Annotated in this window: 10 protein-coding genes; 5 read left to right on the top strand and 5 right to left on the bottom strand. The window is 65.8% G+C overall.

The annotated features are described in order from the left end of the window. Window positions 1–273 precede the first annotated feature (273 nt). Window positions 274–1,044, top strand: a complete 771-nt coding sequence (locus AC1RWI_RS36815; protein WP_043356347.1) for an IclR family transcriptional regulator — start codon at window positions 274–276, stop codon at window positions 1,042–1,044. Window positions 1,045–1,080: 36 nt separating this feature from the next. Here AC1RWI_RS36815 and AC1RWI_RS36810 read toward each other — a convergent pair whose 3' ends face one another. Then, entirely contained in the window at window positions 1,081–2,040 is a 960-nt protein-coding gene (locus AC1RWI_RS36810) for a Bug family tripartite tricarboxylate transporter substrate binding protein (protein ID WP_082055202.1), read from the bottom strand. Between the two features lie 58 nt (window positions 2,041–2,098). Beyond that, the gene (locus AC1RWI_RS36805; protein ID WP_043356350.1) at window positions 2,099–3,052 is read right to left on the bottom strand and encodes a 2-hydroxyacid dehydrogenase; all 954 of its coding nucleotides are present in this window, start codon (window positions 3,050–3,052) and stop codon (window positions 2,099–2,101) included. 272 nt (window positions 3,053–3,324) lie between these two features. Between AC1RWI_RS36805 and AC1RWI_RS36800 the strand changes: the two genes are divergently transcribed. Continuing rightward, entirely contained in the window at window positions 3,325–4,227 is a 903-nt protein-coding gene (locus AC1RWI_RS36800; protein WP_043356353.1) for an SMP-30/gluconolactonase/LRE family protein, read from the top strand. A 96-nt stretch (window positions 4,228–4,323) separates the two neighbouring features. On the opposite strand, the gene AC1RWI_RS36795 is transcribed toward AC1RWI_RS36800, so the two are convergent. From AC1RWI_RS36795 to tauA, 3 genes are all read right to left on the bottom strand, one after another. Next, the gene (locus AC1RWI_RS36795) at window positions 4,324–5,199 is read right to left on the bottom strand and encodes an ABC transporter permease subunit (RefSeq protein ID WP_150986973.1); all 876 of its coding nucleotides are present in this window, start codon (window positions 5,197–5,199) and stop codon (window positions 4,324–4,326) included. A 10-nt stretch (window positions 5,200–5,209) separates the two neighbouring features. Then, on the bottom strand, window positions 5,210–5,986 hold the full coding sequence (locus AC1RWI_RS36790; protein WP_043356357.1) for a taurine ABC transporter ATP-binding protein: 777 nt from the start codon (window positions 5,984–5,986) through the stop codon (window positions 5,210–5,212). 71 nt (window positions 5,987–6,057) lie between these two features. Then, window positions 6,058–7,071 carry a taurine ABC transporter substrate-binding protein gene (gene tauA, locus AC1RWI_RS36785; protein WP_492870763.1) on the bottom strand — a complete coding sequence of 338 codons (1,014 nt, stop codon included), beginning with the start codon at window positions 7,069–7,071 and terminating at the stop codon, window positions 6,058–6,060. A 484-nt stretch (window positions 7,072–7,555) separates the two neighbouring features. On the opposite strand from tauA, the gene xsc reads away from it, so the two are divergent. From xsc to AC1RWI_RS36770, 3 genes are all read left to right on the top strand, one after another. Further along, window positions 7,556–9,394, top strand: coding sequence for a sulfoacetaldehyde acetyltransferase (gene xsc / locus AC1RWI_RS36780; protein ID WP_492870762.1), 1,839 nt, complete (start codon window positions 7,556–7,558; stop codon window positions 9,392–9,394). Window positions 9,395–9,478: 84 nt separating this feature from the next. After that, window positions 9,479–10,519 carry a phosphate acetyltransferase gene (gene pta / locus AC1RWI_RS36775; protein ID WP_492870761.1) on the top strand — a complete coding sequence of 347 codons (1,041 nt, stop codon included), beginning with the start codon at window positions 9,479–9,481 and terminating at the stop codon, window positions 10,517–10,519. Continuing rightward, window positions 10,516–11,286 (top strand): sulfite exporter TauE/SafE family protein, encoded by a 771-nt coding sequence (locus AC1RWI_RS36770; protein WP_043356364.1) that lies wholly within the window; start codon window positions 10,516–10,518, stop codon window positions 11,284–11,286. The genes pta and AC1RWI_RS36770 overlap by 4 nt, the downstream gene beginning before the upstream one ends. The last annotated feature ends 156 nt before the right edge of the window (window positions 11,287–11,442 follow it).

Below are 11,442 nucleotides of genomic sequence, written 5' to 3'. Positions count from 1 at the left end.
AATCCCCCCAATCCCCCCCCAATGCCGGCGCCGCCAAAGCCCACCGCAGCAAAACCGGCTCAAGCCTTGATACACCGCTAGTGACCAATGCCTCTGCGGAAGTACAATCAAATCGTCTCGTTTTCCGGAACGGAGTCCGAATTGAAATCGGCAACAGTAGCGGCACCCAAAAAAGCGCCTTCCGAGGCCCCCAAGAACAAACCCGCAAAACCCGCGCGCGCGAAGGCGTCCCTGCGCCTGGAAGAACCGGCCGCCGCGGCGCCGGTCACGAGCATGGCAGCCGACGCGGCAGCGGCGGACCGCGATACCCCCACGCTGCGCGCCTTCGCCTTGCTCGAATTCCTGGTTGCGGCCGACCGCCCCTTGTCGCTGGCGGAAATCATGCAGGGTTTCGAAGCACCCAAGGCTTCGCTGCACCGCATGCTTGGCGCGCTGGAGGCCGGCGGGCTGGTAATCCGCGAGCCGGGCGCGCGCAATGCTTATGCCGTGGGGCCGCGCCTGTCGCGCCTTGGCGTGGCCATCGTCACGCATTCGGGTACGCGGCAGTTGCGCCATGCCATCCTGGCGCGGCTGGTGGCGGACATCGGCGAAACGGTCAACCTGACCATGCTGCACGAAACCTCGGTGCTGTACCTGGACCGCATGGAAGCGCCGTGGCCGCTGCGGCTGGACCTGAAGCCGGGCTCGCGCGTGCCGCTGCACTGCTCGGCCAGCGGCAAGCTGCTGCTATCGCTGCTGCCGCGCGAGCAGCGCGCCGCGCTGGTGCGGCAGCTGCCGCTGGAGCGCTTTACGCCCAACACGGTTACCAATGTGGAATTGCTCGAAGCCGAGCTGGACCGCAGCGCGCACAAGCAGCTTGGCGTGGACAACGAAGAGTTCGTGGCGGGGATCTCCTGCGTGGCCGTGCCGGTGCGCGATGAGCGCGGGCAGGTGGTGGCGGCGCTGGCGGTGCATGCGCCTACGGCGCGCTCGCCACTGTCGCGCTCGCTGGAGTTCGTGCCGCGCCTGCAGGAAACGGCGAGGGAGCTGGCCGCTACGTTCTGAGCGAGCGTTTGGCATCCAGCCCCCTGAGCGTCGCCGCTATTCAGGCTGGATGCCTGCCGTCTTGATGATCGAGCCCCAGCGAGCGAGCTCGGCAAGCTGGAATCTGGCCAGCTCCTCTGGCGACGACACCTTGACCTCCATGCCGTTCTCCATCACGAAATGGCGGATGGATTCGGTCGCCATGGCATTGCGCATCAGCGCATTGAGCCGGTTGATGATCGGCGCCGGCGTGCCTGCCGGCGCGTACAGCCCGTTCCAGTAGCCGGACTCATAGCCCTTCACGCCTTGCTCCGCGATGGTCGGCACGTTGGGCAGCAGCGGCGAGCGCTGCGGGCTGCTGACGCCGAGCGCGCGCAGCTTGCCGGCCTTGATCTGCGGCAGGCTGGTGGTCAGGTCGACGATCATCACATCGGTCTGTCCGGCCACCAGGTCGATCACGGCGGCCGGATTGGCCTTGTAGGGCACGTACGTGAGTTTCGTGCCGGTCATGTGCTGGAATTGCTCGCTGGCAACCCGCGCCGATGATGAGCCGGAGCCGAAGGTCAGCTTGTCCGGCTCCTTCTTGGCCAGTGCGATGAACTCGGGCACGTTCGCGGCCTTCACGTTGGGGTTCACCACCATCACCATGTAGCCCTGGACCACCTGGCCGATCGGCGCGAAGTCCTTGATGGGGTTGTAGGGCAGGTTCTTCACCAGGTGCGGATTGGCCGCCTGCGTGGTGTTGGTGGTCATGAACAGGGTGTAGCCATCGGGCGCCGAGCGCGCGACAAGCTGCGCCGCGATGCCGCCGAATGCGCCGGGGCGGCTGTCGACGATGACCGGCTGGCCCGTCTGGCTGGTGATCTGGGCACCGATTGCGCGGGCCAGGCCATCCGTGGTGCTGCCGGGGCTGGAACCGATCACGATGGTGACCGGCTTGGCCGGATAAGACTGCGCGCCGGCCATGCCGCACGCCAGCACGCTCACGGCCATTGCCGCCAGATATCTGATCTGCATCTTGTCTCCTCTCATTCTGATTCTTGACTTCCAGGCGAAATAACGGGGCTGCCAGCGCTCAGGTCGTGAGGCTGAACTCGGGCCGTTGCCCGGCAAGCGCCTGGGCAATGCTTGCCAGGACCATCTCCCCCATGGCGGCCCGCGTCTGGTGCGTGGCGCTGGCGCGGTGCGCTTGCAGCGTGACGTTGTCCAGCGCGAACAGGGCTTGCGGCACGTTCGGCTCATCGACGAAGACATCCAGCCCGGCGCCGGCGATGCCCCCGGATGTCAGCGCCGCGACCAGGTCGTCTTCCTTGACCAGCCGGCCGCGCGCGATGTTGATCAGGTAGCCATCCTTGCCCAGCGCGTCGAGCACCTCGGCATTGACGATGCCCTCCGCCTTGTCCGCGGCGGCGGCAAGAATCAGCGCATCGCTCTGGCGGGCCAGTGCCACGAGGCCGGGCACGAAGGTGTGGGGGACGTCATCCATTGCCTTGAGATCGGTGTAGGCAACGGGGCAACCGAACGCCGTCATGCGCGCCGCGATGGCCCGGCCCACGCGGCCCATGCCGACGATGCCCACGCGCATGCCGCTGACGCGGCGGGCCAGCGGGATAGCGCTTGGCTGCGGATGGCGGACCCAGTCGCCGGCGCGGATAAACCGGTCGCCCGCGCACATGCCACGGCACGTGGCGATCAACAGGCCCACGGCGAGATCCGCGACGTCCTCGGTCAGCGCCCCGAACGTCCCGGTCACCGGCAGGCCGCGCGCGCGGGCATATTCGAGGTCGACCGCATCGGTGCCGACGCCGTTGACCGCCACCACCTGAAGCGCGGGCAGTTGCGCCATCATCTCCCTGGTAATGCCGGTGTGGCCGCCGGTGATGACCGCGCGGATGGTGGGCCCGTGCTCGCGCAGATAGGCGTCCTTGTCGGTTTGCTCGAACAAGCGGTGCATGGTGTAGAGCGAATCCAGCTTGTCGTTGATGGCAGGGATGAGGATCGGGTTCAGCTGCAGGATGTTGGCTTTCATACGGTGAGTCCTATCTGGAAGGTGCGGTTTCGCGTGACCTGTTTCGGCGCCAAACTTATACGTCATCCTATGACTAAGGAGGCATTGGAACAAGAAGGAAATCGGGTATTCAGGGTTTACACTCTGCTAAATTCGAGGAAGCCGAAAATCGCTCGCACTGACTCTTGGATTTCCTTATAATTTGTTGTATGACAACGTAACACAAAGAGCGGCCTGAGGCGCATACTAGAATCAAGAGGCCGCTCGGTCCCTGATGTCCAAGCCGATAGATCATGATCACTGACGCACCCATCGACCTGATTGCCGATGTCCGCAATGCGGTCGGCGAAAGCCCGTTCTGGGATACGCAGACGCAATGCCTGTACTGGTCGGACATCCCCGCCCGGACGCTGTTCGAATGGCGCGCCGCAAACGCGGCAATCCGTACCTGGGAGTTGCCCGAAATGGCGGGATGCATCGCCCCGGCCAGCGCCGGTGGCTTTGTCGCCGGCATGCAGAGCGGCCTGTTCCACCTGCAGCCACAGCCCGATGGCAGCATGGCCAGCCGCAGGCTCGCCAGCGTCGCGCACCCTGCCCCCTCCATGCGATTCAACGACGGCCGGTGTGATCGGCAAGGCCGGTTCTGGGCGGGCACCATGCACCTCGACATGCATCCGGCGCAATCGATTGGCTCGGTGTATCGCTTCGACGCGCGCGGCCTGCAGCAGCAGATCGAGGGACTGATCGTTCCCAACGGGATGGCATGGTCGCCCGACGGACGCACGATGTACCTGTCGGACTCGCATCCGGATGTGCAGGCAATCTGGGCGTTCGACTACGATGCCGCAAACGGCGTGGCCAGCCGGCGGCGCCTGTGGATCGACATGCGGCAATATCCGGGGCGCCCGGACGGCGCTGCGGTGGACGTTGATGGCTGCTACTGGATCTGCGGGAATGACGCAGGCGTCGTGCACCGCTTTACGCCAGAGGGGCGCCTGGACCGCAGCATCGCGCTTCCCGTGAAAAAGCCGGCGATGTGCGCCTTTGGCGGCGCCGACATGAAGACCTTGTTCGTCACGTCGATTCGCCCGGCCGATGCGTCGGTGCAAGCCGAGCAGCCGCTGGCCGGCGGGGTATTCGCTGTTCGCCCCGGTGTCGCTGGTATTGCGGAGCGCGCATTCCAGCTGGCCGCGTGACCGGTCGATCGGGCTGCGGGCACGGCTAAAGCGGCAGGAGGGGCATGAGCGGCAGGAGCCGGGCAGCGCATGCCGCCGCCCGGTCGGTCACAGGCTTTACATCCTCCCCTTCCAGGGCACCAGCCACTTCTCCGTCTTGCGCATCAGCAGATCGAAGGTATAGGCAATCAGGCCGATCAGCCCGATGCCCATGATCACCACATCCGTGCGCAGGAAGTTCGACGCGTTGAGCACCATCTGCCCCAGGCCCGAGGTGGCGGCCACCATCTCCGCCGCGACCAGCGTGGTCCAGCCAAAGCCGATGGCGATCCGCATGCCGGTCAGGATGTCCGGCAGCGCGGCGGGGATCACCACATGGCGGATCACCTGCCAGCGGTTGGCGCCCATCGAATACGCCGCGTTGATCTGCTCGATGGTGACCGAGCGCACGCCGGCCTGCGCGGACATCGCCAGCGGCGCAAAGCAAGCCAGGAAGATCAGCAGGATCTTGGACGTTTCATCGATGCCGAACCAGATCACGATCAGCGGCAGGTAGGCCAGCGGCGGCAGCGGGCGATAGAACTCGATCGGCGGATCGAAGACGCCGCGCGCAATGCGCGACACACCCATCATCACGCCGATCGGCACCGCCGTGACGGTGGCCAGCGCAAAGGCGCCGAACACGCGCACCATGCTGGCGCGAAAGTGCTCGGTCAGCGGCAGGCCGCCCTGCACATTGCCGTTCCAGGCATCGATAAACGCGTTGATGATGGCTTCCGGCGTGGGCAGGAACAGCGGCGGCAGCCAGCGCAGGTGGCTGGCGATCCACCAGAGCGCCAGCAGCGACACCACGGTGATGGTGGAGATGCGTGAACTGGAACCTTCGCCCGGCAAGCGGTAGCCGGAGACGGCCTTCATGCGGCGCGCGGGCGGCTTGGCGGCCACGGCGGCGGTGCCCGGCGCGGGCTCGAGTCTTTGAGCAGAAGCAGACATGTCGGACTCCTCAGGGCGTGGCATGGATCAGGTTGACGATTTCTTCGCGGTACCGGATGAACTCCGGATCGGCCTTGACCTCGCGGGCGTTGCCGCAGGCAATGAAGCGTCGGGCGAAGGGCAGCTCATAGGTATGCGCGATGCGGCCCGGCGAGGGCGTCATCACGATCAGCCGCGTTGCCAGGAACAGCGCTTCCTCCACACTGTGGGTGATGAAGAACACGATCTTCTGCTCCGCCGCCCACAGCTTGAGGATCAGCGCCTGGATCGTCTCGCGCGTGAGCGCATCGAGCGCGCCGAGCGGCTCATCCATCAGCATCACCGCCGGATCGTTGGCAAGCGTGCGGGCAATGCCCACGCGCTGCTGCATGCCGCCAGAGAGCTGGTAGACCGGCTTGGCCGCCACTTTCTCCAGGCCGACCAGCGCCAGCTTTTCCTGGGCGATGCGCAGGCGCTCGGCGCGCGGCACGCCGCGCAGCCGCAGGCCCAGCGCCACGTTGTCCAGCACATTGAGCCAGGGCATCAATGCATGCTTCTGGAACACGACGCCGCGCTCTGCACCCGGGCCGTGCACGGATTTGCCATCGAGGCGGATCTCGCCTTCCGAGGGTTGCATGAATCCGGCGATGCACGATAGCAAGGTCGTCTTGCCGCACCCGGAAGCACCGAGCGCGACCACGAAATCACCGCGCTCCATGGTGAGATTGACTTGCGACAGGGCCAGCGTATCGGCGCCACCGCGGCCGCCGTAGTTCACGCTCAGGTTGTCGATTTCGAGTCTGGCCATAGCTGCAAACTTCCTGAAAAGAGGATTCAAGGCCGCGCGGCCAGCGTCGCCCGCCGCGCGGCACCGGCAAATCAGGCCGGCGTCCTGGTGGCGAGGGCGCGCTTCACCCACTCCGCATTCACCCCCGGGCCGTAGTCCGGCAACACGGTCTGGATCGTGCCCTGCTCCTTCAGGAATTGCGCCGCCGATTGCAGGGCCTTGGCCGCGCCGCCGCCCAGCCAGCGGGGTGAGGCTTGCTCCTCAAGCGTGGGGAAACCGTACAGCGCCATGCTGGCTGGCACCGCCTCGGGCTTGGCGCCCGAGACCTTGGCCACCGCCTTCACCATCGGCGACTCCGGGGTCCATGCCGCCTTGTCCTGGCGATACTTGTCATCCGCCGCGGCCAGGATCTTGACGAACTTGACCATGAACTCGGGGTTCTCCCGCGCAAACTTCTTGTTGGCGATCATGCCGTCGAAGGTAGCCTTGCCGGTCTCGGCGGCGATCTTGCCGGAGGTCACCAGCACCTTGCCCGATTGCTTGAGCTTGGCCAGCACCGGGTCCCAGATGAAGGTGGCATCGATGTCGCCGCGCTCCCAGGCCGCGGCCACTTCGGGCGGCCGCATGTTCATGATCTTGACGTCCTTGGGATTGATCTTGGCCTGCTCCAGCGCCACCAGCGTGTGGTAGTGCGTGGTGGAGACAAAAGGCACGCCCACCCGCTTGCCTTTGAGGTCCGCCACGCTGTTGATGTTGCTGCCGTTGCGCGCCACCATGGCCTCGGCCGCGTTGATGTCGTCAAGGATCCAGAACAACTCCACTTCCAGCCCCTGCGACAACGCCGAGGCAATCGGCGAGGTACCGGCTTCGCCGATGGCAATCTGGCCCGACGCCATGGCGCGGATCACGTCGCCGCCGCCGCCGAACTGGCGGAACGAGACCTTGTAGCCGGTCTGCTTCTCGACTTCCTTCATGTCCTGCGCATAGCGCCACGGCACCACCATATCCTGGTAGGCGATGACAACTTCCTTGGTCTGCGCGTAGGCGCCCGGGGCAACAACGGCCGCCAGTACCACGCTTGCTGCAAGCTGCTTGAACCAACGCATGATGAACCTCCTCAAGATGAACGGTGTGATGTGCTGTGGCGGAGACCGCCGGCAGGGAAAGCCCGGCACCAGGGCGGTGCCTGCTCGAGGAGGAAGAGGTGATAAGCATGAGGCATGCCAGTGTCTCCATCTGGTTGGGACGTCTTTGCGTCCTCTCCTTTCTTAGCGGCGCTCTGCGCATTGGCGAGTCGTCGCGGCGTGCACCAGGCGCTTTGGCAAGCCGCGCTGGGCAAGGTGTAACCGTATGGTAGAAAGCGGCCCGCCGCCGGGTTAGAGCCAGCGGGGACCAACTGTGGGTCCACATGGGCGCGCAGGTTGAACTTGCGTCACTTTAAAGGGTATTTACTAGCGTTTTTAGGTACAAGGCATTCCGTTTATCGGATTTTCTTATTGACCATCGCTTAGTCTCATCCTACATTTCGATCCACGAACACTTTTCGGAACATTTGGTTCCGTTTTGATCGAAGACCGGAGACACTACACCATGAGCGAACATCTTCCCGAAACCCTCGCCGCAGGCACCCAAGCTGGCACCGCCACCACCGGCCCGCAGGAGATGACCCCGTCGGAAGCCTTTGTCGAGACCCTGGCCGCCAACGGCGTCACCGACATGTTCGGCATCATGGGCTCGGCCTTCATGGACGCCATGGACATCTTCGCCCCCGCCGGCATCCGCCTGATCCCCGTCGTGCACGAACAAGGCGCTGGCCACATGGCCGACGGCTATGCCCGCGTCTCGGGCCGCCACGGCGTCGTCATCGGACAGAACGGCCCCGGCATCAGCAACTGCGTCACCGCCATCGCCGCCGCTTACTGGGCACATAGCCCGGTGGTCATCGTCACCCCGGAGGCCGGCACCATGGGCATTGGCCTGGGCGGATTCCAGGAAGCCAAGCAGTTGCCCATGTTCCAGGAGTTCACCAAGTACCAGGGCCACGTCACCCACCCCGCGCGCATGGCCGAGTACACCGGCCGCTGCTTCGACCGCGCCATGGCCGAGATGGGACCGACCCAGCTCAATATCCCCCGCGACTACTTCTACGGACAGATCAAGGCCGAGATCCCCCAGCCCCAGCGCCTGGACCGCGGCCCCGGCGGCGACCAGCGCCTGAACGAAGCCGCCGAGCTGATCGCCAAGGCCAGGTTCCCCGTCATCATCTCCGGCGGCGGCGTGGTCATGGCCGATGCGATTGAGCAATGCCAGGCGCTGGCCGAGCGCCTCGGCGCCCCGGTGGTCAACAGCTACCTGCACAACGACTCCTTCCCCGCCAGCCATCCGCTGTGGTGCGGCCCGCTCGGCTACCAGGGCTCCAAGGCGGCCATGAAGCTGCTCGCCCGCGCCGATGTCGTCATCGCCCTCGGCTCGCGCCTCGGTCCCTTCGGCACCTTGCCCCAGCACGGCATGGACTACTGGCCCAAGCACGCCAAGATCATCCAGATCGATGCCGACCACAAGATGCTCGGCCTGGTGAAGAAGATCTCGGTGGGCATCTGCGGCGATGCCAAGGCCGCTGCCGTGGCGCTCACCGAGCGCCTGGCCGGCCGCACGCTGGCCTGCGACGCCTCCCGCGAAGACCGCGCCGGACAGATCGCCGCCGAGAAGGCCGCCTGGGAGAAGGAACTCGACGAGTGGACCCACGAGCGCGACCCCTACAGCCTGGACATGATCGAGGAGCAAAAGCAGGAGCGCACGCCCACCGGCGGACACTACCTGCATCCGCGCCAGGTCCTGCGCGAGCTGGAAAAGGCCATGCCCGATGACGTGATGGTGTCCACCGACATCGGCAACATCAACTCGGTGGCCAACAGCTACCTGCGCTTCAACAAGCCGCGCAGCTTCTTTGCCGCCATGAGCTGGGGCAACTGCGGCTATGCCTTCCCCACCATCATGGGCGCCAAGGTGGCCGCACCCCACCGCCCGGCCGTGTCCTACGCCGGCGACGGCGCCTGGGGCATGAGCCTGATGGAGACCATGACCGCCGTGCGCCACAACATCCCGGTGACGGCCGTGGTGTTCCACAACCGCCAGTGGGGCGCGGAGAAGAAGAACCAGGTCGACTTCTACAACCGCCGCTTCGTCGCCGGCGAGCTGGACAACCAGAGCTTCGCCGAGATCGCCCGCGCCATGGGCGCCGAGGGCATCGTGGTCGACAAGCTCGAAGACGTCGGCCCGGCACTCAAGCGCGCCATCGACCTGCAGATGAATCACGGCAAGACCACCATCATCGAGATCATGTGCACCCGTGAGCTCGGCGACCCGTTCCGCCGCGATGCGCTGGCCAAGCCCGTGCGCATGCTCGACAAGTACAAGGACTACGTCTGAGCCAGTGAGTTAGCGGGCGCTTGGCCGGTGGCCGGAGGCAGCGCCCGCTGCTTCCGGCCATTTTCCATTTTGAGCGACCCCATCATGAAAGCGATCAACCGCATCATCGAGCGCGCCCGCGCCGAACCCAGGCGCATCGTGCTGTGCGAGGCTGAAGACCCGCGCATCCTGCAGGCCGCGCAACGCGCGGCCCATGAGGGCATCGCGCGCATCGTGCTGGTGGGCGACGCGGCGCGCATCCGCCAGGCGGCCGCCAGCGAGGACATCGATCTGGCCGGCATGGACGTGATCGACCCCGCCACCTCCGCGCTCACGCCGTCCCTGGCGCGCAAGCTGTTCGCCCTGCGCGAGAAAAAGGGCATGACGCTGGAAGAGGCCAGGCGCGAAGTGCTCAAGCCCCTGTGCTTCGCCAACCTGATGGTGCGCCTGGGCCATGCGGACGGCTCGGTGGCCGGCGCGGTGCACACCACCGCCGACGTGGTGCGCACCGCCATCCAGGTCATCGGCATTCACCCGGCGTTCAAGCTGGTATCGAGCTTCTTCCTGATGATGTTGTGCGAACCGTTCCATGCATTGAAGGGCGGCCTGATTTTTTCCGATTGCGGGCTGGTGGTGGATCCCGGCGCCGCTGAGCTGGCCGAGATCGCCATGGCCGCAGCCGACAGCGCGCAAAACCTGCTGATGGATGCCCCGCGCGTCGCCATGCTGTCGTTCTCCACCAGCGGCAGCGCCCGGCATGCCGCGGTTGACAAGGTGGTGCAAGCCACGCGCCTGGTGCAGGCGCAGCGCCCGGCGCTGGCCATCGATGGCGACGTGCAGCTCGATGCCGCCATCGTTGCCGAGATCGCCAGCAAGAAGATCGAGCACTCCAAGGTGGAAGGCCGCGCCAATGTGCTGGTCTTTCCCAGCCTGGAGGCCGGCAATATCGGCTACAAGCTGGCCGAGCGCGTGGGCGGCGCCAAGGCAATCGGGCCCTTGCTGCAAGGGCTGCAAAAACCGGCCAACGATCTGTCGCGCGGCTGCAGCGCAGACGACGTGTTTTACGTGATCGCCGTCACCGCGGTGCAGGCGCAAGCCGCCGCGCAAACCCAGCCGCAAGCCCCCATGGCCGCCTGCCAGCCATGACCGCGGACCACCTGCTGCCGCTGCTCGCGCTGATGGGCGCGGCAAGCTACTTCCAGACGGTGACCGGCTTTGGCCTCGGCATGATCGTGATGGGCGCGACCAGCGGGCTGGACCTCGCGCCGGTGGCGACCGTTGCCACGCTGGTGAGCCTGGTGACGCTGGCCAACAGCGCCGTGGCGCTGCCCGGCAAGCTGCATCACATCGACTGGCGCGCGGTGGGCGCGGCCACGCTCGGCATTCTGCCCTCCGTGGTGATCGGCGTGCTGATCCTCGACTACCTGAGCAGCGCCGCCGCCGGCATCCTGCAATGGCTGCTGGGCGCGGTGGTGCTGTACGGCGGCGTTAGCGCCGCGCTGCGCCCTGCGCCGCTGCCGCGGCGCTCCGGCAACCGCAGCTTCTTTGTCAGCGGCATCGCTGGCGGCTTGCTCAGCGGCATGTTTGGCGTGTCCGGGCCGCCACTGATCTTCCAGTTCTATCGCCAGCCGCTGTCGCTGGTGGAGATCCGCTGCGCGCTGATCCTTGTGTTCACCGCGACCTCCGTGACACGCACCTTGTTCAGTGCGTGGCAAGGGCAGCTCAGCGCCGACATCTGGATACAGGCAGCACTTGCAGTGCCGGTTGTGGCATTGACCACGATGGCGGCCCGGCGTTTTCCGCCGCCGCTTTCGGCGGCGGCAACGCGGCGGATTGCGTTTGGGGTACTGGTGGCGATCGGGGGATATCTGATGCTGCCGGGGCTGGTTGAGCTGGTTGCGCGGGTGACTTAGCCCGCCGGCCAGGGACCACCCCCAACTTTTATCTGCGTACCCCCTTGTATTTTTCGCCAGGTGCGATATAGTCCTGCCCTCGCGTGCGGCTGTAGCTCAGTTGGATAGAGTACTTGGCTACGAACCAAGGGGTCGTGGGTTCGAATCCTGCCAGCC

The sequence above is a fragment of the Cupriavidus sp. MPR-AND1C genome, assembly GCF_058809705.1.
This window is presented reverse-complemented; position numbering and strand designations above follow the sequence as displayed.